Raw genomic sequence first — 21,475 nt, forward strand, 5'->3', positions numbered from 1 at the left:
ATAGCTTTCCTCTGCCTTTTTCGACGTAAGGAGAAAATAGCTTTCCTCTGCCTTTTTCGACGTAAGGAGAAAATAGCTTTCCTCTGCCTTTTTCGACGTAAGGAGAAAATAGCTTTCCTCTGCCTTTTCAATGTTAGGAGAAAATAACTCTCCTTGAAAAAGAAAAATAAGGAGGAAAGGGGATTCGAACCCCTGCGCGGTTTGACCCGCCTGTCGGTTTTCAAGACCGATCCCTTCAGCCGGACTTGGGTATTCCTCCATAATAAAATATAAATTTGGTAGCGGCGGAGGGAGTCGAACCCACGACCTTTCGGGTATGAACCGAATGCTCTAGCCAGCTGAGCTACACCGCCAAAATTATATGTTGAAAATAATTTTTGCTTACGCTATTTCAAGGTACATTATTTTCGCTTTCACGAAAAAATGTATATGACCCGTACGGGATTCGAACCCGTGTTACCGCCGTGAAAGGGCGGTGTCTTAACCGCTTGACCAACGGGCCAGACTTCAAATGTTTTTCAAAACAGCTATATCAATATAACACCTCTAAAAGGAATTCGTCAATGCTTTTTTCATAAAAAATTTTATCCCTCAAAAAACATTCTTAAATTAACTCTTATATCAATTGAAACAGACTATCTCAATGTCATATACTGTAAATAATGGAGCGGTTCCTAATTTCCTCATTATAACTTAAGGAAGTGATGCAAATGAAATATGTCAAAGCTATGTACTACACAATGACAATTATGCTCTTTGTTAATCTGGCAAGTGAATATATATTTAAAAGCGAATATTCTGCCATCGCTGCTTGGTTATGTACGATGCTGTTCCTACTAGGAACCATTTTCTTTGTGAATGCAAGATTCTTTTTACAAAAAAAGAAAGATTATTAAAAGAACAAAAGCGCAAGCGCCTTGAATATCGCCGTACATAACTGGAAGGGCCTCGACTGAGATATAGGAAACCTGAATTGCGATAGCAATTCTTGGTTGACTTATCGTAGGGAGGGGACCTGAAGTTTGTTAGGCGATAGGCGCTGAAGCTAGACGTAGATACACTTCGTAACAAAGTTATACACAACTGCGAAATCTATACTTTCCTAAAAAACAAAAAGAACTACATTTAAGTAGTTCCTTCAAGCAGATTCGATAATGATGACGTCTCTAATGTTCACAAGCTGGACGTCATAAGCGAGATTCGCATTTCGAATTTCTATCATGCCATTATTGTAATTAAAGATGACCGTGTACCTCTCTTCATTAAACATGACGTCTTTACCTAGCACTTGTTCACAACTCCATCTCTCTCAATAGATAGCATATACATCGTATTAATGCATAACTCCAGGCTCTTCCTCATTTGGGTGAATTAGAGCATCTGGGCCAGCAGTATAGCTTCCAAAGAATGCAAGTAAAACAATCAGTAGTCCGCTTAGGAATCTTTTCATAATTCCCACCTCCTTTTTACATGAATTTTATCATGTTAAAAGAAAGGATGAATTTTCTGAATTTCTTGATATAATAGGGTAAATAGAGTGTTTTCTCGCAAATTCAGACGTTTTTATGCCCCATGATAAATATAGTTATATTCGGAGTGAATTTTATGGCAAGATATTTAGGGCAACGAATTAAAGAAGCAAGGGAACGCCTTGGATTATCCCAATATGAAACAAGCAAAGATATATGCACACAGGCATATATTAGTAAAATTGAAAATGGAAATGTATTTCCGACAGCAGATATTTTACTTAAGCTTGCCGATCGATTTAGTGTGGATATTTCGTATCTCCTAGATATATCAAGCATCCCTAGACATGATTATGTCATTGATACATTTTCAGAAATTAGAGAAGCGATTAATAATCGCAACTATGAGTTGGTACGTAGAATTATTAAGGCAGAATCAGATAATGAGTTATTTCAGCAAAGAAAATTATCTCAATTCTTGAAGTGGCATGAAGGAATTTGTTCCTTTCAATTAGATCACGATCTTCAACATTCCATCCAATGCTTTGATGATGCACTTAATTTAACTGCCTCAAATAAAAAACTCTATTCTGAACGGGAAATCGAAATCTTAATTAGTAAAGCAAATATCTATAGTCAATGTCAGATGCTAAATGAAGCGATAAACGTGTATAGTGAGGCAATGGAGCACCTCAATAAATTTACAGAAATCGTTAACAAACATGTTCCTGTTAGACTGAACTACAATTATGCTAGAGTCTTACGTTTAACATCTCGACATGCAGATGCCATTCAATTTTGTGAACAAGGACTAAAGCTTACTGAAAAATATCAGCTTATGTATTTAAAAGGAGACTTATACTTCCAAAAAGCACTGAGTTACAAAGCCTTAAACGAAATTGAAAAATCCATGGAGTCGTTTAATTTAGCAGAAATGGTGTACATATTGGAGAATAATCAATCCGCACTTCAGATGGTTAAAAACCACTTAAAGCTATTAAACGAGATCATATCGATTAGTGACCGTCAGGAACCACTCTTTTTATAAGGCTTTGTTCGTAACCATTGTTAAATCTGGAATCAGCAGAAGAGCCCAGCTAAAAAATAGAATTCCCTCCACATAATAGGAGATTTTTCTCTGCATAAGTAAAAAATCTCCTGCTAGTTTCCCTAAACCATTACGTCTAAAATATCCTTTAAAAAACACACTTGAACGGAGTATAAAAATTTATACTCCGTAATATGCAAAAGACTTACAGATACTTTCGATGGACTCCTTTTCCATCGTACGTAAATAGCATATTTCTATCCTCGATCATCGTCTCGATATGAACGCCTCTTCCCCATAGCTGATAAATATAAGGCATCACCTTTTCTAAGTATTTCAAATCAAGTTCGATCCCTTCAAACCAATGTTTAATGTATAACTCCCCATTCTTCAAATAATCTCCATCGGTGACGGTTAAATAAGGGAAGCCTCCATTTACTCGCATATTTACAAGTTGATCTCTTACTTCCTGCCAGCCTTTATCAACAATTTTGTAATCACGACCTTGTTTTTGAAATAAATACATGTCTTCGCGCATAACAAGGTCTTTTGTTAAGTAATTTCTTAAAAATGAAATGTCTGACTCAATCTCACGTACTTCAAACATTTTTTCTCTACCGGAATTCTTTTTAACTCCACGCTCTTTCATTTCCTCTGTCGGATTATTATAGCGTTCCTCAATATCTTCAAAGATTTTCAACCCTAAATAGTAAGGATTGATTCCCGTTCTGGATGGCTGCACAACTCCAGCATTAAGCTTAGCGAATTCTAATGCTTCATCAGAGGTCAGATCCATTTCTCGCAAAATTCTTTGATGCCAAAATGACGCCCAGCCCTCATTCATGATTTTCGTTTCTAGCTGTGGCCAAAAATAGAGCATTTCTTCTCTCATCATTGTGAGAATATCACGTTGCCATTCCGTTAATTCGCGGCTGTAACTCTCAATAAATAAGAGGAGGTCCTTTTCCGGTTGTGGCGGAAATTTTCTTTTTATTTTTTTCTTTGAGCTTTGCGGTTCATTTTTTTTATCTAAATTCCATAAATCATCATAGGGACTCGCCTTAAGTTCCTCTTCTACTTCAAACTCTACATCCGCCATGGTCCATGAGAGCTTTGGTCGCATTAAGGACGGGTCAATATGTTCTTCAATCGCAAGTACGGCATCAAGAAATTCTTCTACTTCTTGTTTCCCGTGATCAATTTCATATTGACGAATCCTTTCTGCCGTAGCAGACATGCTCTCCACCATATCTCGCTTCGTGTTTTCAAAGCGCATGTTATTTTTAAAGAAATCACAATGAGCCAATACATGGGCTACAATCAATTTATTCTGTATTAACGAATTAGAATCCAATAAAAAGGCATAACAAGGATTAGAATTAATTACAAGCTCGTATATTTTGGAAAGTCCTAAATCATAATGAAGCTTCATTTTATGAAATTGTTTTCCAAAGCTCCAGTGAGAAAATCGTGTTGGCATTCCGTATGCGCCAAATGTATATATAATATCAGCCGGACAAATCTCATACCGCATCGGGTAAAAATCGAGACCAAATCCTGAAGCAATTTCCGTAATCTCATCAATCGCATATTCCAGCTTTTTACGCTCTTCCTCTCTCATTCATTTTCCTCCTTCTTTGTCTTATCACCAATGTATGAGACAAAATCAAAAATGATGAGTTGTAGCGTAAATCGATATGAATTTTTTAGGAAGGCCCATTATAGCTGTCCACCATTTTGCTGATTTTTACACAGGTAAATGCTGAAAAACCTCTATAACCAAGATGACCAACATTTACAGAGAAATTTTATAGGCTCATGACACACACTATTAGCAACTCCTTAAAAAAGAGGAGATGAGGAAAAATGGATATAGTCGATTATGATCGCGCCCTATATTACACCCATCGTTCTGAATGGGACAATTTATTAATTTTGATGGTTAGAACACAAGACCATTTTTTATCAAAGAAAATTGAACACTTCTTACATGCCTACAATTTCGAAAAAGACTATATGGTCATTGAAAAACACTTATATTCATTGTTAAGATACATCGACCATGCCAATAGCCACCTGGAAGATCATGAAGAACTGACTGCGAAATGGATGTAAAAAGAATTCCACCAAAAAAGACACGGTCAAAAGGCCGTGTCTTTTAAAATTTAGCTATTGATTCATTCTTTCCTCAACAACATTCATGAAGCTCTCTTCTAAACCCTTTAATTTCGCTTGACTCGCTTCTAATGCGTTGTCTTTAACACTGAAATAAAACTTGATCTTTGGCTCTGTCCCAGAAGGTCTTAGACATACCCATGAGTCATCTTCAAGAAAATATTTCAACACATTTGACTTAGGAAGGTCGATATTTTCCTTACCTTTTTCTGTTGTACGAATACCTTCTAAATAATCCTCTTGTTTAATGACCTTTTGTCCACCAATTTCTAATAAAGGCTCATTTCTAAACGAGGTTAACGTTTGCTGAATACGCTCTGCTCCAGATTTCCCCTTTAATGTTAAAGAACGAAGTCCTTCTTGATAATAACCATATTTTTCAAATAAAGAAAGTAATGCTTCATATAAAGACATTCCTTTCTCCTTATAAAAGGCACAAACCTCTGTCGCTAAAAGGGTAGCTTGAACGGCGTCTTTATCTCGTGCGAAATCTCCAACTAAGTATCCGTAACTTTCTTCATATCCGAATAAAAATTTGTACTCGCCACTTTCTTCAAACTGTTTAATTTTTTCAGCAATAAATTTAAAACCTGTAAGAACATCAATCGTATGGACACCAAAGGATGATGCAACCACTTTTCCTAGTTCAGATGTGACAATCGTCTTCATCATCACGCCATTTTTCGGAAGGGTGTCTTTTCTAGCCTTCTCTGTCAGTAAATAGTGAAGCAATAAAGCTCCCGTTTGATTCCCAGTTAGTACTGTATACTCGCCCTTCAAGTCCTTCACGGCAATCCCTAGGCGATCAGCGTCTGGATCGGTGGCGATTAAAAGATCTGCATTCAATTCTAGACCTTTTTCAATCGCAAGGGTGAATGCTGCATGCTCCTCTGGATTCGGGCTTTTTACCGTAGAAAATTGTGGATCAGGTTGCTCTTGTTCCTTTACGACTGTAACATTCGTATAGTTTAATGCTTCAAGCCCTTTTCGCACAGGTGTATTCGCTGTTCCATGTAATGGCGTAAAAACAATTTTAATATCTGATTTTTTTCCTAAATCATTTTCAGATATTGTAACCAGTTTCTCTAAATAGGCCTGGTCTACCTCCTCACCGATTATTTTAATAAGTCCAGCATTCCTTAGTTCCTGTTCATCAGATACTACAATACGAAGCTCATCCTCAATTTCATTAACCTTTGCAATGACTACATCTGCATCTTTCGGAATTAACTGTGCTCCGTCAGGTCCATACACTTTATAGCCATTATATTCAGGTGGATTGTGACTTGCTGTAATAACAATCCCTGAAAATGCATGTAAATAACGTACGGCAAATGACAGCTCTGGTGTTGGCCTTAACTCATCGAATACGTATGTTTGAATTCCTCTTGTTGCGAGAGTTTTTGCCGCTTCCATAGCAAATTCTCCCGACTTATGGCGAGAATCATAGGCAATCACGACACCTCGTTCTTTCGCTTTTGCACCATATGTATCAATAAAAGACGCTAAGCCTGCAGAAGCTTTTCGAATCGTATATAGATTCATTCGGTTTGTACCAGCTCCTATTTCTCCACGCATGCCCCCGGTCCCAAATTCTAAATTTTTATAAAAGGCATCTTCTAATTCTTGTTCATTTAAAGTAAGCAATTGAGATTTCAACTCAGCATCCAGTTCAACAAATTGGAGCCATCTCTCTGCTTGTTCTTTCCAATCCATAATATCCCCCCAGAATTTAAAAATGGAAGCTCTATCCACTTATTATATCTCAAACCATATTTTTATGGTCATCATTTTCATAAACTCCGTGAACAAAATGTAAATAATTACTTAATCTTAATCGTTTAATTTGAAAAACAATTGTTTACATCATAAAATAATGAGGACTAACTTTAAAGGAATTGGTGTTATGAGCGAAAAAAAGGATCAAAGGGAATCATTTATATTTATTGCTTGGGCAGCATCAGTTATAGCCATGTTTGGGAGTTTATACTTTTCTGAAATACGCCAATATGAACCATGTGAATTATGTTGGTATCAAAGGATTTTGATGTACCCATTTGTAATCATTTTAGGGATTGCCACGATAAAAAAGGATTACCGCATCTCCCTTTATACAATGGTATTATCAGTTTTTGGCGCCGGAATATCTTTGTACCATTACGGGATTCAAAAATTTTCTTTCTTAGCTGACACCGCCCCCACATGTGGTCGTATTCCTTGTACAGGAGCCTACATAAATTGGTTTGGATTTGTGACGATTCCATTCCTAGCCCTTACTGTTTTTGTCATTATCTTTGTTTGTAGCTTTATGATATGGAAGAAAACGAAGGAGGTTTCATAATTGAAAAAAGTCATTATCTTTCTTGTCATTATTATCGTACTATTCGCTGGAGTGGCCATCTTAACAAAAATGCAAAATGAGGAAAAAGTATCAGAAGATAATAAATATAAGAAAGATACTTTGCATCCTGAAACATTGGCTCAGCTAGACGACCCTAACTATCAAAACCTGATTTTACCAGAAGATTTAAAAGCTAAATTGGACAATAAAGAAGATGTAACCGTATATTTTTACAGTCCCACTTGCTCGCACTGTCAACGAACAACTCCTGTCGTAGCTCCGCTTGCTGAAGACATGGGCATTGATTTAGTTCAGTATAACTTATTAGAGTTTGATGCTGGTTGGGATCAATACGGAGTATCCGAAACACCAACAATCGTCCAATACCGCGAAGGCGAAGAAGTCGCTCGCATCGTTGGCTACAAGGAAAAAGAAGTTTTCGAAGATTGGTTTAATCAAAATAGTAAATAAAAAAACGAAAACGAATCTCATGTTCGTTTCGTTTTTTTTATTTTTAGATCAGCAACTCATTGGCTGCCTTTGTATAGACACTAAAAACATCATCTTTTTTTCTTTATCTTGCTTTGCTTCAATAAATTGTTCAAAATCAAATGGGAAAAATAATCCATATTCCTTAAGAATGCCTACATTTTTTTGGAATATCCCCTTATGCTTTAGCTCTAGCGTATGCGATTCTAAAATCGAAATTAACGTTTGTAGGCTTGTAATAACTTGATAAGCCTCTTTCAAAGTACCAAAGTACTCAAAATGTCTAGTTGAGGTATGTAGCACCTGCAATCCTTCAAATTTTTTAATTTCTTTGTCAGAATAGTAAAGAGGAAATACCTTCTGATAAAACGTATTTACAAGCTCTTTAATCATTTCTTCTTGATCTGGTGTTGATGCAAATACAACCTTCACTCAAAAAACCACCTTTAAAAACATGTTATCGATTTTTTATATACGATAAGGATAACATACGTACAAAGGCTTAAATCGTGGTAATTATCGCCAAAGAAAATAGGAAATACAACTGATTCATTTTCTCAAAAATTGACTACAATGATTGAAATCTATATATGAAAGGTGATCGACATGATTATTTCTTCAAAAAAAGGCCAATGGTTTGAACTGATCGTCCCTTCTGAATGGCAAGGACTTACAAGTGAGCAATTATTTTCAAAGATATGGCATGCACCCAAAAAGCACACTCACAGCTTACGAATGAATAAAGAAGTATGGCTTAACGGTCAGCCCGTTATTTGGACAGAGCCATTAAATAAAGATGACCGTCTTCGAATCAAGCTTTTTTCAGATGCTGATTTCGGGATGATTCCTAGCTATATGGATATACATATTCTATATGAAGACGACCATTTATTAATTGTAGATAAGCCAGCTGGAATGAATACGCACCCAAATGTTCCTGAGCAAATGGATACTTTAGCAAACGGGGTCGCTTTTCATTTACAAGCTAAAGGAGAGTTTCGTCAAGTTAAGCATATCCATCGCTTAGACCGGGATACATCAGGTGTTATTCTTTTTGCCAAACATCCATTTGTCGGTTCGCTCCTAGACAAAATGCTTGAAGAACGACAAATAAAACGTACCTATACGGCTCTTGTACAGGGCAAAATGCCGTTTAAAAAAGGAACGATTAATGAACCGATCGGTAGAGATCGCCATCATCCAACAAAACGAAGAGTATCTCCAAGTGGACAGACAGCCATTACCCATTATGAAGTCATCGAGAACCAAAAGGATATATCCTTAATCCAATGTCAACTTGATACAGGTCGCACCCACCAAATTCGAGTCCATCTCAGCCATATTGGACATCCCATTATTGGCGATAGCCTATATGGGAACACATCTGTTAAAGAGCGACTTTGTTTACATGCAACCGAACTCAATTTCGTTCACCCTCTGACTCTCGAAACTATTCAGGTAACTTCACCAGCGAACTGGTAGTAGGAGAAGATCAAAAGGACGCCCGTTTTTTGTGGACGCCCATTTATATAAACGGCAGCTAGCCGAAATTTTTACAATCTAGTAGCCATTTCATAAGGAGAACATTTACCATAGAACGTAGTACGATATGAAATCGACTTAATTCCTGCCTTATGTTGTTGTTACTCATCTCTTCCCGCGTAAAATTCGTCCTAAACCCAATTTTAATTGTCCTCTGAGATTTGGGCTTTTACTGAAATAATTTATTTTACAGGAAGATGTAAGGGGATTTTCTGGCGGCATCACGGTTAATTTTTGATAGTGAAATTAGCGGAGTTTTTCCTGTTATAGTCCCTGCTCAGGCTCATTGTCGGGGGATAACGGAAGATTTTCCGGTTATGCAGAGAAAAACCACCTATTTTCACGTTTTTGAAGTCATTAGGCGGAGTTTTTCCTGTTATTTAAGCCTTATTTAACGATATTTGCTAATTAACCGGAATTTTTCCTGTTATTGCTTTATATTAGAAGCTGTCTTCGGAGAAATTAAGCGGCGTTTTGAGACCGTCGATTAACAACGTGATGTCATGACAGAAAAGACGTATGCTTACATACGTCTTTTCCTTCTTGTGTCCATTAACTTGTATTCGCTTGAAAACGGAATTCTTTGGAATCACCCTAAAGTTCTCTTTGTAAAATCTTACATTGGAAGGTCAGGCTTTTCTGCCATTGGTATTTCGCCACTCATCGTTTCTAAGAAAGCAACTAGATAACTAACTTCTTCCTGTGTAAGGTTTAGTGGTCTCATCAACTCACTCTTATTCCCATGAGTTCCACCACCAACATTGTAATAATTAATAACATCTTCTAACGTTGCAAGACTTCCATCATGCATATATGGTGCTGTATCAGCAATTCCACGTAATCCAGCAGTTCTAAATTTACCTTTATCTCCATCATTTCCAGTTACAGCAAATCTTCCGTCGTCTCCATCCATACCAAGATTATGGTAGTTGTGATCAGATAACATTGGACCTGCGTGACATGAAATACAGCTTGCTTTCCCTGTGAATAACTTCATTCCTTCTTTTGCTTCTTCAGAAATTGCATCATCATCACCGGCAAGATACTTGTCAAATGCAGTATCCTTTACAACGATAGTTCTTTCAAATGAAGCAATCGCTTTAGCGATATTATCTGCGGTAATTTGGTCATTAAAGACTTTATTAAATTCATCTACATAACCTGTTTGATTTAATTCTTCAATTAACTCATCAAGATTTTGATTCATTTCGCCTTCTGCTTGAATTGGACCAAGTGCTTGTTCTTCTAGGCTACCTGCACGTCCATCCCAAAAGTTTTCCTTATAATAAGCTGAATTGATGATTGTAGGACTGTTTCGATGTCCAGCAAAACCTTCAAATCCAATAAATGTAGCTAATCCGTCACCATAGCCTGCCCCAGGAGCATGACATGAAGCACAACTTAATTTATTATTTCCAGATAGTCTTTCATCGAAATATAACATTTGTCCAAGTGCAATTTTCTCATCTGTCATTTCATTATCCTCTGGTACAGGAACTTCAGTAAGTGGTTCAAACATTGCTTTAGCTGCTTCTAATTCTTCATCTACTTTAGGTTCAGTTGTTGCTGGTTCTCCTCCTCCAGTTGCATCGCTTTTTTCTGGTGAATTGGCTTCATTACTACCACATGCTGCCAACAACAATAAAGCGAAAAGAAGAGTTAAGAGTAGCTTCATCCTTTTCATTGTAATACCCCCAAAATAATTTATTGGCTGAAACTATTATGTCGCGACTTTCCATTAATTCCATCCAATTACATTTATTATATAATTAGATTAATTATTATTTTCGACTTATTTTTGAATAAAATGTGAAATATATCACAATGCAATATAAACACGTTATTACTGTTGTTAATACCATTAATTCGTTGTTGAAATGTCAATTTCGATCATTTTAATACAGAAAAATAGTGTATCATTTACATGAGTCCATTTCACAATGTACGAAGAGAAATTAAAAACCGGACTTTTTTATTCGAACACATCCTACGATTCTAATATTGATACTGTTTAGAGTTACATTTGTTCGTTTTTTAACTTGAGAAGCACTATTATGAAATTGTTTCACATATAAACTATTTTTGGACGGTGATGAAATGCCAGATTGGTCTTATCATCCACTTTTTAAACCTTGGCTATTTCGACTTCCAGGAGAAAAGGGAAGAGAATTCATTCATAGAGGAATGAGCTTTATTTCTTCTTTACCTGGTGGTTCTGGTTTTATTGAATTTCTCGGTCATATGGCACCATCTCCACAGTTAAAAAAGGAGTTAGGTGACATTTCTATTGCGAGCCCGATCGGATTAAGCGGTAAAGTTGATCCTCTTTTAACAGGAACGAAAGCATTTTCTCATCTTGGTTTTGGTTTTATTGAAATCGGGCCTATATCAGCTTCCCAAACTAGAGAAAAGACTAGAATAAGTGCGAACAAACAACAAATTTATTATCCTTTACCATTTGAATCACTTGGAATGGAAAACGCTATTGCTAAACTAGAAAAACGAACATCTGTCGACATTCCCTTCTTCATTCGAATTGGAAAAACCGATGACTTTCAGCAATTACAATTCATGATCGATTCATTACTACCCTTTGCTGATGCATTTATACTTGAAGACCTATTAAATGAAGATGAACTAATTGACATTAAACGACATTGTGCAGATACAAAAATCTTCCTATCTCTTCCCCATTTGCTTTTGAAGGATAGGGTGAACGAAATTTCTGAACTACAGAGATTAAAATTAATCGATGGACTTGTTATAGAAGAATCATTTGTAAAAGAAGAAACATATCAATATGCACCTCGAGAGCAAACTCAGCACTTGGTTTTAGCATTAAAGCAGATGAAAGAACGTTCGGCAACATTCCCCATTATCATCTCAGGAGGGGTATATGAGCCGAAAGATGCCCTTATATTACTAGAAGTTGGCGCTGACCTTGTCATGCTATCTAGTGGTTATGTCTTTGGCGGGCCAGGACTTCCAAAACGAATAAATGAAGCTTTATTGGATCAAGGTGAGTCGGAACAAATTTTCAAAGGATGGGGATGGTACTGGTTATTTGGATTCTGCATCTTTCTTGGTGGATTATTAGCACTCATCTTTAGCATGACTTCCGTAATACTTCCTTATGATGAAGTCTTTTTACAAATGACGCGAGAGCAGTTAATGGCATTGAATCCAAGACTCATTAACTTTATGGCCCATGATCGAATGACATTGGCAGGGACAATGATCTCGGGTGGGATTGTCTATATGTGTCTAGCACGCTTTGGTGTTCGGTATGGGCTTCATTGGGCAAGGAAGGCGATTAATCTTGCCGGTGGGATTGGTTTTCTTGGAATCTTTCTTTTCATTGGCTATGGATACTTTGATTGGCTCCATGGACTATTTTGGGCTATCCTCTCCCCCATTTTCTATTTAGGTTGGAAGACAACAAAAGGATTTCAAGAAGTTTCACGTTCACGAAATAGAACCAATCATTCTAGTTGGGAAAAAGGAATATGGGGGCAGCTATCGTTTACGATTCTTGGATTCTCCTTTCTATTGGGTGGACTTGTCATTTCAACCATTGGTATCACCAACGTTTTTGTTCCAACAGATATTCTCTATATTTGCATGACACCTGAGCAATTACACAACATCACTAGTAAATTAATCCCGGTCATCGCCCATGATCGCGCTGGTTTCGGCGGAGCACTCATCAGTGTAGGGCTATTGGTTCTTACACTTTCACTCTGGGGGTTCCATCAAGGGCAAAAATGGGTTTGGTACACATTCCTCTTTGGAGGAATCCCTGCTTTTTCAGCAGGTTTAGCTACTCATTTTGTCATTGGCTACACAACTTTTATTCACCTACTCCCAGCATACTTTGCCTTATTTTTATTTATTGTAGGTCTTCTCCTCTCAAGGGAATTTCTATTTGAAAAAGAAAGGAAATAAAAGAGGAACTGCATGTTCGCAGTTCCTTTCTTTACACTTCCCATAATGCTTTCGTTATTTTTCGAATAAGTTTTGGGAGTATGTTGAAGCTATACGGCTTATAGACACGCTCCGTCCATTTGTGAGCACCCTTCCCATACACCCCAACATTGATCGAAGGGACATTTAATGCTTTCATCGATTTTAATGGGATCGGAAATAGTGCTTCCATCGCTGGAAAATTTCTTTGAAGCGAATTAATCTCATCTTCCGAACCATTGAATGAGAGGAAACTACCATCGGACAAATACGGAAAATACTTTTTTAGCTTAAAAGACTCACCGGTTCTCGCGGCCTCTTTTTCAAGCACAACCTTTATTTTATTTGAAATAGCCATTCCTCTTTTATTGTTCAAATCCAAATAATTCGCTGGTAAAAATGGTGGGGCATAAAAAAGAATCACTCTCGGTTTCTTTTCAGGGTCTAGCTTTTGAAGGGCATCTACGATTAAAAACGCGATCTCTCGATCATCCTTATCCCTATTTTCGATTAACACTCGCTCCATTTCTGCCTCAACGGGAAGACCTTTTTCTATTAGTCCTTTTAGCATTCCTTCAAGTGTCATCACTTCTAGTGTCCAGTCTAAATCTCGAGATGGCAAATGATTCATATCTACAAATTTTTGATAACTTATTTTCTGACGGTCAGAGAATGTTCGACATGTCTCCTCTGCTATTTGAAGCAATTCATCCATAATTTTCGCTGGTGATTTCTGATAAAAAAAGTAATTAAAATACATATGACAGCTTAAAGCTGTTTGCACATCATACTGCTTCTTATCATCTCGCATATACAAGCAACTTGCCGGAAGAACAAGCTCACCATCTACTTTCTCAATGAGATCAATATTTTGCCCAATCCGTATATTCAGTTCTGAAGCAATTATTGTTGGGTCAATTCCTGATAAACTCTCCCCAACATGAGCTTCCCGACCGAATATTGAAAAACAAGGGAGCAACTTTCCCGCGGTACCTGTATAAATGTATTTATGATAATCCGCTGTATATAACGGGGAAATGAGATCATCATTTATCGCCGCAATATAATCCAATCCATGTTCCTCTTTCAGTCGGAGTAACACTTTTGCAGCTCCCCTGACCCCTGCATGCTGGCTTTCTTCGTCAGGATTAAACATGACAAGTAGATTCCCATCTAGTTCATCTAGATTCTCTGAAAAATAAAGTAAGTTTGCCAGATGAATTGCAATCCCACTCTGCATATCAAGAGCGCCTCTGCCAAAGAGCCAGTCTCCAGATTTGGCATCCTCCATCACTTCCGGATCCTGTTCATAATTTGAAAAATAGGTAGTTAAGGCATCAGAGTTATGGGCAATGGATTGAAGTGCGCCAAAATCCTCAGTCCCTACCGTATCGATATGTGCATAATAAATGATTGTTTTCTTCGATTGGTTCGGTGTTTTAACAAACGCAAAGATATTTTTCCTCAAAAAGCGATCTTTTTCAATCACTTCACACGAAAGAAATTGAGGATTCTTTTGAAAATAAGGAAAGTCTCTTAACAAATCCATTAACCAACTTGTTTTACGCAGCTCCCCATCCGTGCAGCTGTAACTCTCCATTTTTATGAGCTCACGGGTTAAAATTTCAACTTGTTCTTCACATGTTAGGCTATGGATTTCCTTAAACAATGTGCATCCTCCTTACGCTTTTTCAAAATAGGAAAATAAAATGAGCGATTTAATATCAAACTATCATTATAAATATGATAAAAATGTAAATTATTTCGAACATTAAGACATTGACTTAAATCAATAATATTCAATTTTAGCCTTGAAATCTACCCCTAAAACGAATATTATAGAGAATGTGTTTTTAAAATGTTCGTGTTTTGGAGGTCAACATGTTTAAATTAAAAGAGCATCAAACGAATGTTAAAACAGAGCTTTTAGCAGGCGTTACAACGTTTTTAACGATGGTCTATATCGTCGTCGTAAACCCAATTATTTTAGCAGATGCTGGGGTACCATTTGATCAAGTGTTCACAGCTACCATCATTTCAGCAGTAGTTGGGACATTATGGATCGGATTATTTGCTAACTATCCAATTGCCATTGCTCCTGGAATGGGGTTAAATGCCTATTTTGCCTATTCTGTCGTCGGTAGTCATGGAAATATTGATTATATAACAGCCTTTGCTGCTGTTTTTATCGCCGGGATTATTTTCATCATACTATCTTTAACGCCTCTAAGAAACATGCTTATTGAGGCGATTCCTGAAAATCTGAAGTTTGGAATTAGCGCTGGTATTGGACTATTTATAGCCTTTATCGGATTACGTCTGACCGGCATTATTACGGCCCATCCAACAAACTTGGTTGCTTTAGGGAATTTACGTGAACCATCCGCTTATTTAACGCTAATTGGACTCGCTGTCACTTTAATTTTAATGACATTACGTGTCCATGGAGCTTTATTTTTTGGGATGATTATTACAGGATTTATCGCTTACTTCATCGGAGAGCTTTCCTTCACAGAAGGATTTGTTGCACTTCCTAGCTTACCTGAAGGACTGATTGTCTTAAATCCAATTGATGCACTTGGAGAAGTCTTCTCTCACAGCCTATATGCTGTAGTCTTCTCCTTCTTGCTTGTAACGATTTTTGATACTACAGGTACGATGGTTGGTGTTGCTCAACAAGCTGGACTTATGAAAGGAAACAAATTGCCACAAGCGAAAAAAGCATTGCTTGCTGATTCAATTGGTACAACGGTAGGTTCGATGTTTGGAACAAGTCCGACAACGGCTTACATTGAATCTTCAGCAGGTGTCGCTGCTGGTGGGCGGACAGGTTTAACTTCCGTAACAGTTGGGGTACTCTTCATTCTAGCTGCATTCTTTGGTCCACTTGTAAGTGCAGTATCCGGATTATCCGCAATAACTGCACCAGCGTTAATCATTGTTGGAAGCTTAATGATGGGCTCAATCGCAAAAATCAAATGGAATGAGCTCGATGAAGCTTTCCCAGCGTTTCTGACAATCTTAGCAATGCCGCTTACTTCAAGTATCGCAACAGGAATTGCACTAGGATTTATCTCTTATCCTCTATTAAAAGTAGTAAAAGGACAATGGCGTGAAGTTCATCCTGTCATTTACGTATTTGCGGTGTTATTTTTCTACCAATTAGTGTATTTGCCACATTAAGAACCTTCTTTTGAAGGTTCTTTTTTTACTTCCATGATAAAATTGAGGTAGTTATACATTATGGAGGTCGAAAATATGGGATTTATTGAGATTTCTAAAGATTGTATCGAAACCGAGCATATCTGTTGTGCTTTAGGCGCCAAGCAATATGAGGAAGCTGTACGTGAGAAAAAGAAATGGCTTACTGAACGCATGGATGAAGGACTAGTATTTTATCGTTTAGATGAACGGGCAAAGGTATTTATTGAATACTTACCAGCCGAGAATGCATGGGCTCCAATTGATGCACCCAATTATATGTATATTAATTGTTTATGGGTATCCGGGCGACATAAAAACAACGGCTACGGAAAGCAATTGCTAGATTATTGTAAAAAAGATGCGATGAATCGAGGAATGGACGGAATTGTACATATTGTTGGAAAGAAGAATTATCCCTTTCTAAGTGAGAAACATTTCTTCGAACATCACGGTTTTAAAATAGTAGATGAAGCAGATCCATATTTTCAATTAGTCGCATTAACATGGAATCCTGAAGCTCCTTCCCCTATATTTAAAGAGCGTAAACATGAACTTTTGGATCATAAAGGAATCGCCATCTATTACACCGCACAATGTCCATTTGCTGTAGGGACTCTAGATGAATTAAGAAAAATAGCAAATGAGCGAAGAATTTCTTTTCAAACGAACCGAATCACAACAATGGCAGATGCACAGAACTCACCAACGATATGGACAAGCTTTGGTCTTTTTTATAATGGCAAATTTATCACGCATGAGATGATGAGTCCAGCGAAATTTGATAAGCTTCTCTCAAAACTTTCACAAAAATAAATCGAGTATAAAATCGTCATGATTTCATACTCGATTTAACCTTACTAAGCCACATTTTCACCTGTTGATGCAATCCATATTTTAAACCATTGCTGACGAGTCATGTTGATTTGTAGGGCATCTACAGCTGATTTGATCCGTTCGATTTTACCTGAACCAATAATGGGCATGATGTTTGCTGGATGAACAAGTAGCCACGCAAACATCAGCTTATCCAGTTCTGAAACATTCAATTCTTCTCCTACCTCTTGAAGCGCCTTTTTCAAGCGCATCGACTTTTCATCCTCATTTGAAAAAATCGAACCTCCGGCTAGTGGAGACCATGCCATAGGAGCTACCCTTTTTTGCAAGCATTGGTCAATCGTTCCGTCGAGAAATGTTTGCAAATAAGACACAGAAATTTCTACTTGGTTTGTCACCAACGGAAATGGAAGATAGCTCTCTAACATCGCAAATTGAGATGGAGTGAAATTTGAAACCCCAAAATGCTTCACTTTTCCTTCTTCCTTTAATTGAATGAAGGCATCTGCTACTTCACTAGGATCCATGTACGGATCTGGACGGTGAATGAGCAACACGTCAATATAATCAGTTTGTAGATTTTTCAAAGAGTTCTCTGCACTCCAAATGATATGTTTTCTGCTCGTATCATAATGTTGAATTTCATGCTCAGGACGTGCCTTTGATACAAGTTTAATCCCACATTTCGTGACGATCTCCATTTTGTCTCTAAGCGAAGGCTTTAGCGCCAACGCCTTGCCAAAAAGGGCCTCATTTTGATAACCACCGTAAATATCAGCATGATCGAATGTCGTAATTCCCAGCTCTAGGCATTGCTCTATTAATGAACGAATTTCTTCATCGCCAAGTTTCCAATCATTCAATCGCCAAAGTCCGTGAATCATTCTTGAAAAATTTAAATCATCTGTCAGTTTGACTCTCTCCATATCTCTCACCTTTTCTTATGTATTTTCGTTACGCTTTAAGTGCTTGCGTCTTATTTGTACATTGCTCCATTGCCTTTAAAACAGCGGCTCTGAATCCATTTTGTTCAAGTGAAGCAACAGCTTCAATCGTTGCACCACCTGGTGTGCAAACTTGATCCTTTAACTCTCCTGGATGGAGTCCCGTTTCCAAAACCATTTTCGCAGCCCCTAATACCGCTTGAGCGGCAAACTGATATGCTTGCTCTCTTGGGATGCCATTCCTCACTCCACCATCTGCCAAAGCTTCAATAAACATATACACATAGGCTGGAGAAGAGCCACTAATCGCCGGAATACTGTCCATAAGCTCTTCTTTCATCACTTCAGCTTGTCCAAATGAACGAAAAATTTCCAGTACACGATCTACTTCGTCACGATTTACTCTTGCGTTGACAGCAAGTGCACTCATGCCTTCTCCGACAAAGGATGGCGTATTCGGCATTGAACGAATCGCTTTTATCGCCTGCCCAAACTCCGCTTCCAACCATTGTAAAGTGATTCCCGCTGCAACCGTAATAATCACTAATTCTTCTTTTATAACTTGTTTAATTTCAGCAATCACTTCACTGTGTATATCTGGTTTCACAGCAAGAAAGAGAATATCGGACCAGCGAGCAACTTCTCGATTATCGATAGTCGTTTTAATTGAAAACTGATTTTTTACCGTCATGAGGGTATTCTCTGTTTTCGCACTTACCATCATATTTTCTGTAGAAATCGTTCCTGATGATAACATTCCTTTAATCATCGCTTGAGCCATTTTTCCACAGCCAATAAATCCGATCTTCTTCATTTTGTTAAAACTCCTTAATGTATCAACCTTATGATTCTCTTAACACTATACAAAAAAGTCTCTGAAAACTCCAGAGACTTGAAATATGAGTAAAATATAAATTTAATGAAAGAATAGCAATATAAGTACTTTCTGAGGTGTTTTTATGGAATTCATAGATGTATTAAAAATTTTAGGTCGCATTATTACGATTCTCCCTTTATTGTTAGTGGTTACATTAATAATGGGAAAACGTTCGATTGGAGAGCTCCCTGTCTTTGATTTTTTAGTGATTATCGTCTTAGGTTCTGTAGTGGGAGCGGATATCGCTGAACCAAAAGTCAATCACTTTTATACCGTTATTTCCGTCATTGCGATTGGACTTTTGCAAATTACCGTCTCCTTACTGAAAATTCACAATCGAAAAATAGGCAAACTACTCACTTTTGAACCGACCATCGTCATTCATAACGGCCAATTTTTAATAGAAAACATGAAAAGAATTCGATACTCCATCGACAATGTCCTCAACATGCTACGTGAACATGATGTATTCAATGTAAAGGATGTTGAGATTGCCATCATTGAGGCAAATGGAAGCCTCTCTGTCAAACTTGCGCATCCGAAGGAAACCGCCAAAATTGAAAATATCCATACAATTGTTCCAGAGCAAGGGATGGAAATACCTGTTATTATAAATGGAATCCTCTATAAGCAAGTGCTACGGTCCTTCCATTTAGATGAGAAATGGTTGGAAAATGAATTGAAGAAAAACAATATTTACGATACAAGCTCAGTGTTTTACGCTGCAATCAATCAAGCGAAGGAACTCCATATTTCATCTAAAAAGAAGACGTCAACTGGTCAAGCACCACTCATCCTACACTAATCTTCCATCGGAATACGAAGCGTATCTCCAATGGTCAGCTGTTTCGGGTCTCGATGCTTGTTAACCATGAAGATGGACATAATGGGGATATTCAATTCTCTGGCGATCGAACATACGGTATCACCTCGTTTAATTTTGTATACCTTTAACATGCCTTGAGAAGTTGTTTTCTTTTCCAAAATGATCACCACCATAGCTTAAAGTTATTCAATAAATACCCCGCAATTTGGGCGTTAAACGCGGATAAGCCTAGTTTTTTTGTGACCATTTTGGAATAAAACAAAAGAGGATTTTCTAAAAGTTAGCTGTCTGGAATGGGCATGGACAAATACTTCAATGAGCTAGAGCGAGGATATAGAAGGATAGGGAAAATAGCAGGAAAATTTCCGCTTAATTTGCGATTCACACTATAAATAACGATTATAAGCGGAGAAATTCCGCTTATTGGCGCTAAAATCGGAAAAACAATCGATTTTTCACTGTATAAGCGGAAAAACTTCCCTTATATTCCCCGAAACGAACTTCATTTTCCAGTTAACCGGAAAATCTCCTGTTATCTAAAGTTTATCAACAGACTGAATCTTAAATTTATTCATATCTTAAAGCTTCAATTGGATCAAGCTTTGAGGCTTTGTTTGCTGGTAGTAGTCCAAAAATAATTCCGATCACCATCGAAAAGACGATCCCGCCAACGACCACCTGCCATGAAATAAGTGAAGGCCATCCGGCAAAGAAAGCGACAATACTTGAAACGCCCCAACCGAGAAGAATTCCAATGATTCCACCAATTAACGTTAAAATAATCGCTTCGATTAAAAATTGTGTCAGCACTTGGTTTCTTGTTGCTCCTAGTGCCATACGTATTCCTATCTCCCGCGTCCGTTCTGTAACAGACACAAGCATAATATTCATAACCCCAATTCCACCGACAAATAAAGAAATTCCAGCAATGCTCCCAATGATGATCGTCATAATTCTTGTAATTTGCCCGATTCCTTCAGCCATTTCTTCCATATTGATGACCATATATGAATCCTCTGTATTGTGAAGCTGATTCAATTGAAACGTCGCTTTTTCCCCAACGGTCTGAATATGATCCGCTGAAATTGCTTGAAGGGTCATTTGTGTGATGTCATCTTTTCCGAAAACCATTTTCCACGTATTAAAAGGCAGATAGACATCCATTGAGCCAAAAGCAAAAAGACCAGTTGGCTTCGCAAGTACACCGATAATTTCAACCGGTTGATTATCAATTCGAATGACTTCCCCTAACGGATTTTGGCCTTCAAAAAATTTCTCTTGCAAAGAATAGCTGATTAAAGCCGCTCTTCGTCCACTTCTAAAGTCTGATTCAGAGAATCCTTGGCCCTTCTCCATTTCTAAATTATTCAGATCCATATAAGCTTGGTTAATCCCAAAAACAGAACTATCTCCTGTTTGCTCCCGATAACGTATAGGCGAATATTCAGAACTTGATGCAACCACTTGCTCCACTTCTGGAATCGCCTCTAATATTCGAATATCTTCACTCGTAAATGCAGCGTCATAAAGCACGCTTGGGTTCGCCTGAATCTCTTCCTCACTTGGTTGGTAATATAATTCAACGGTGTTTCCTGGCCCTGTAATTTGTGATTTAAGAACAGCTTCACCACCTTGGCCGATGGCAACGACAATAATAACAGCACCAACACCGATAATGATCCCGAGCATCGTCAAAATAGAGCGGAGCTTATGAGCCTTTAATGAGCTTAATGCCATTTTCATATTTTCCATCATACTCATAA

Annotated in this window: 20 protein-coding genes and 3 tRNA genes; 10 read left to right on the forward strand and 13 right to left on the reverse strand. The window is 37.6% G+C overall.

Going from position 1 to position 21,475, the window contains the following annotated elements; translation table 11 throughout:
* Positions 1-169: 169 nt before the first annotated feature.
* From BMSHG_RS05385 to BMSHG_RS05395, 3 genes are all read right to left on the reverse strand, one after another.
* A tRNA-Ser gene (locus BMSHG_RS05385) sits at positions 170-259 on the reverse strand.
* 17 nt (positions 260-276) lie between these two features.
* Positions 277-353, reverse strand: a tRNA-Met gene (locus tag BMSHG_RS05390).
* A gap of 77 nt (positions 354-430) precedes the next feature.
* A tRNA-Glu gene (locus BMSHG_RS05395) sits at positions 431-502 on the reverse strand.
* Between the two features lie 208 nt (positions 503-710).
* Between BMSHG_RS05395 and BMSHG_RS05400 the strand changes: the two genes are divergently transcribed.
* Positions 711-896 carry a hypothetical protein gene (locus BMSHG_RS05400; RefSeq protein ID WP_019153416.1) on the forward strand — a complete coding sequence of 62 codons (186 nt, stop codon included), beginning with the start codon at positions 711-713 and terminating at the stop codon, positions 894-896.
* Between the two features lie 242 nt (positions 897-1,138).
* Here BMSHG_RS05400 and BMSHG_RS28150 read toward each other — a convergent pair whose 3' ends face one another.
* Positions 1,139-1,288: a hypothetical protein gene (locus BMSHG_RS28150; RefSeq protein WP_019153417.1), complete on the reverse strand. Its 150-nt coding sequence runs from the start codon at positions 1,286-1,288 to the stop codon at positions 1,139-1,141.
* Positions 1,289-1,605: 317 nt separating this feature from the next.
* On the opposite strand from BMSHG_RS28150, the gene BMSHG_RS05415 reads away from it, so the two are divergent.
* On the forward strand, positions 1,606-2,517 hold the full coding sequence (locus tag BMSHG_RS05415) for a helix-turn-helix domain-containing protein (protein WP_019153419.1): 912 nt from the start codon (positions 1,606-1,608) through the stop codon (positions 2,515-2,517).
* A gap of 205 nt (positions 2,518-2,722) precedes the next feature.
* Here BMSHG_RS05415 and BMSHG_RS05425 read toward each other — a convergent pair whose 3' ends face one another.
* Positions 2,723-4,138 (reverse strand): SpoVR family protein, encoded by a 1,416-nt coding sequence (locus BMSHG_RS05425; RefSeq protein ID WP_019153421.1) that lies wholly within the window; start codon positions 4,136-4,138, stop codon positions 2,723-2,725.
* A 245-nt stretch (positions 4,139-4,383) separates the two neighbouring features.
* On the opposite strand from BMSHG_RS05425, the gene BMSHG_RS05430 reads away from it, so the two are divergent.
* Positions 4,384-4,632, forward strand: coding sequence for a YhdB family protein (locus BMSHG_RS05430; protein ID WP_019153422.1), 249 nt, complete (start codon positions 4,384-4,386; stop codon positions 4,630-4,632).
* 54 nt (positions 4,633-4,686) lie between these two features.
* On the opposite strand, the gene BMSHG_RS05435 is transcribed toward BMSHG_RS05430, so the two are convergent.
* On the reverse strand, positions 4,687-6,408 hold the full coding sequence (locus BMSHG_RS05435; RefSeq protein WP_019153423.1) for a phospho-sugar mutase: 1,722 nt from the start codon (positions 6,406-6,408) through the stop codon (positions 4,687-4,689).
* 190 nt (positions 6,409-6,598) lie between these two features.
* On the opposite strand from BMSHG_RS05435, the gene BMSHG_RS05440 reads away from it, so the two are divergent.
* Together BMSHG_RS05440 and BMSHG_RS05445 are read left to right on the forward strand one after the other, a co-directional pair.
* Complete coding sequence (locus BMSHG_RS05440) at positions 6,599-7,033, forward strand: disulfide oxidoreductase (RefSeq protein ID WP_019153424.1); 435 nt, start codon at positions 6,599-6,601, stop codon at positions 7,031-7,033.
* The gene (locus tag BMSHG_RS05445; RefSeq protein WP_019153425.1) at positions 7,034-7,504 is read left to right on the forward strand and encodes a thioredoxin family protein; all 471 of its coding nucleotides are present in this window, start codon (positions 7,034-7,036) and stop codon (positions 7,502-7,504) included.
* 48 nt (positions 7,505-7,552) lie between these two features.
* On the opposite strand, the gene BMSHG_RS25750 is transcribed toward BMSHG_RS05445, so the two are convergent.
* Positions 7,553-7,954, reverse strand: a complete 402-nt coding sequence (locus BMSHG_RS25750; protein WP_235776309.1) for a YhcU family protein — start codon at positions 7,952-7,954, stop codon at positions 7,553-7,555.
* 174 nt (positions 7,955-8,128) lie between these two features.
* Here BMSHG_RS25750 and BMSHG_RS05455 point away from each other — a divergent pair, with 174 nt between their 5' ends.
* Positions 8,129-9,004, forward strand: coding sequence for an RluA family pseudouridine synthase (locus BMSHG_RS05455; protein WP_019153426.1), 876 nt, complete (start codon positions 8,129-8,131; stop codon positions 9,002-9,004).
* Positions 9,005-9,680: 676 nt separating this feature from the next.
* Here the strand turns inward: BMSHG_RS05455 and BMSHG_RS05460 are convergent.
* Positions 9,681-10,748 carry a cytochrome-c peroxidase gene (locus BMSHG_RS05460; RefSeq protein WP_019153427.1) on the reverse strand — a complete coding sequence of 356 codons (1,068 nt, stop codon included), beginning with the start codon at positions 10,746-10,748 and terminating at the stop codon, positions 9,681-9,683.
* Positions 10,749-11,161: 413 nt separating this feature from the next.
* On the opposite strand from BMSHG_RS05460, the gene BMSHG_RS05465 reads away from it, so the two are divergent.
* A complete protein-coding gene (locus tag BMSHG_RS05465) occupies positions 11,162-13,009 on the forward strand; it encodes a beta/alpha barrel domain-containing protein (protein WP_019153428.1) in 1,848 nt (615 codons plus the stop codon).
* 31 nt (positions 13,010-13,040) lie between these two features.
* Here BMSHG_RS05465 and BMSHG_RS05470 read toward each other — a convergent pair whose 3' ends face one another.
* Entirely contained in the window at positions 13,041-14,696 is a 1,656-nt protein-coding gene (locus BMSHG_RS05470; RefSeq protein ID WP_019153429.1) for a M20/M25/M40 family metallo-hydrolase, read from the reverse strand.
* 212 nt (positions 14,697-14,908) lie between these two features.
* Here BMSHG_RS05470 and BMSHG_RS05475 point away from each other — a divergent pair, with 212 nt between their 5' ends.
* Both BMSHG_RS05475 and BMSHG_RS05480 read left to right on the forward strand, forming a co-directional pair.
* Entirely contained in the window at positions 14,909-16,210 is a 1,302-nt protein-coding gene (locus tag BMSHG_RS05475) for an NCS2 family permease (protein ID WP_019153430.1), read from the forward strand.
* 75 nt (positions 16,211-16,285) lie between these two features.
* On the forward strand, positions 16,286-17,044 hold the full coding sequence (locus tag BMSHG_RS05480; RefSeq protein ID WP_019153431.1) for a GNAT family N-acetyltransferase: 759 nt from the start codon (positions 16,286-16,288) through the stop codon (positions 17,042-17,044).
* 44 nt (positions 17,045-17,088) lie between these two features.
* On the opposite strand, the gene BMSHG_RS05485 is transcribed toward BMSHG_RS05480, so the two are convergent.
* The gene (locus tag BMSHG_RS05485) at positions 17,089-17,991 is read right to left on the reverse strand and encodes an aldo/keto reductase (RefSeq protein WP_019153432.1); all 903 of its coding nucleotides are present in this window, start codon (positions 17,989-17,991) and stop codon (positions 17,089-17,091) included.
* Between the two features lie 28 nt (positions 17,992-18,019).
* Positions 18,020-18,823, reverse strand: a complete 804-nt coding sequence (gene proC, locus BMSHG_RS05490) for a pyrroline-5-carboxylate reductase (protein ID WP_019153433.1) — start codon at positions 18,821-18,823, stop codon at positions 18,020-18,022.
* 145 nt (positions 18,824-18,968) lie between these two features.
* Between proC and BMSHG_RS05495 the strand changes: the two genes are divergently transcribed.
* Positions 18,969-19,691 carry a DUF421 domain-containing protein gene (locus BMSHG_RS05495; RefSeq protein ID WP_019153434.1) on the forward strand — a complete coding sequence of 241 codons (723 nt, stop codon included), beginning with the start codon at positions 18,969-18,971 and terminating at the stop codon, positions 19,689-19,691.
* On the opposite strand, the gene BMSHG_RS05500 is transcribed toward BMSHG_RS05495, so the two are convergent.
* Together BMSHG_RS05500 and BMSHG_RS05505 are read right to left on the reverse strand one after the other, a co-directional pair.
* Positions 19,688-19,870 carry a LysM peptidoglycan-binding domain-containing protein gene (locus BMSHG_RS05500; protein WP_019153435.1) on the reverse strand — a complete coding sequence of 61 codons (183 nt, stop codon included), beginning with the start codon at positions 19,868-19,870 and terminating at the stop codon, positions 19,688-19,690. The two genes, BMSHG_RS05495 and BMSHG_RS05500, sit on opposite strands and share 4 nt — an antisense overlap.
* A gap of 409 nt (positions 19,871-20,279) precedes the next feature.
* Positions 20,280-21,473, reverse strand: a complete 1,194-nt coding sequence (locus tag BMSHG_RS05505) for an ABC transporter permease (RefSeq protein ID WP_019153436.1) — start codon at positions 21,471-21,473, stop codon at positions 20,280-20,282.
* Between the last annotated feature and the right edge of the window lie 2 nt (positions 21,474-21,475).

This window comes from Robertmurraya massiliosenegalensis JC6, from assembly GCF_000311725.1.
In the GTDB taxonomy this organism is placed as follows: Bacteria; Bacillota; Bacilli; order Bacillales; family Cytobacillaceae; genus Robertmurraya; species Robertmurraya massiliosenegalensis.

Bases quoted from the DNA above. Each gene is read 5' to 3' on its own strand.
- BMSHG_RS05400 (WP_019153416.1), top strand. From the start codon at position 711: ATGAAATATGTCAAAGCTATGTACTACACAATGACAATTATGCTCTTT.
- BMSHG_RS05415 (WP_019153419.1), top strand. From the start codon at position 1,606: ATGGCAAGATATTTAGGGCAACGAATTAAAGAAGCAAGGGAACGCCTT.
- BMSHG_RS05425 (WP_019153421.1), bottom strand. From the start codon at position 4,138: ATGAGAGAGGAAGAGCGTAAAAAGCTGGAATATGCGATTGATGAGATT.
- BMSHG_RS05430 (WP_019153422.1), top strand. From the start codon at position 4,384: ATGGATATAGTCGATTATGATCGCGCCCTATATTACACCCATCGTTCT.
- BMSHG_RS05435 (WP_019153423.1), bottom strand. From the start codon at position 6,408: ATGGATTGGAAAGAACAAGCAGAGAGATGGCTCCAATTTGTTGAACTG.
- BMSHG_RS05440 (WP_019153424.1), top strand. From the start codon at position 6,599: ATGAGCGAAAAAAAGGATCAAAGGGAATCATTTATATTTATTGCTTGG.
- BMSHG_RS05455 (WP_019153426.1), top strand. From the start codon at position 8,129: ATGATTATTTCTTCAAAAAAAGGCCAATGGTTTGAACTGATCGTCCCT.
- BMSHG_RS05460 (WP_019153427.1), bottom strand. From the start codon at position 10,748: ATGAAAAGGATGAAGCTACTCTTAACTCTTCTTTTCGCTTTATTGTTG.
- BMSHG_RS05465 (WP_019153428.1), top strand. From the start codon at position 11,162: ATGCCAGATTGGTCTTATCATCCACTTTTTAAACCTTGGCTATTTCGA.
- BMSHG_RS05475 (WP_019153430.1), top strand. From the start codon at position 14,909: ATGTTTAAATTAAAAGAGCATCAAACGAATGTTAAAACAGAGCTTTTA.
- BMSHG_RS05480 (WP_019153431.1), top strand. From the start codon at position 16,286: ATGGGATTTATTGAGATTTCTAAAGATTGTATCGAAACCGAGCATATC.
- BMSHG_RS05485 (WP_019153432.1), bottom strand. From the start codon at position 17,991: ATGGAGAGAGTCAAACTGACAGATGATTTAAATTTTTCAAGAATGATT.
- proC (WP_019153433.1), bottom strand. From the start codon at position 18,823: ATGAAGAAGATCGGATTTATTGGCTGTGGAAAAATGGCTCAAGCGATG.
- BMSHG_RS05495 (WP_019153434.1), top strand. From the start codon at position 18,969: ATGGAATTCATAGATGTATTAAAAATTTTAGGTCGCATTATTACGATT.
- BMSHG_RS05505 (WP_019153436.1), bottom strand. From the start codon at position 21,473: ATGAGTATGATGGAAAATATGAAAATGGCATTAAGCTCATTAAAGGCT.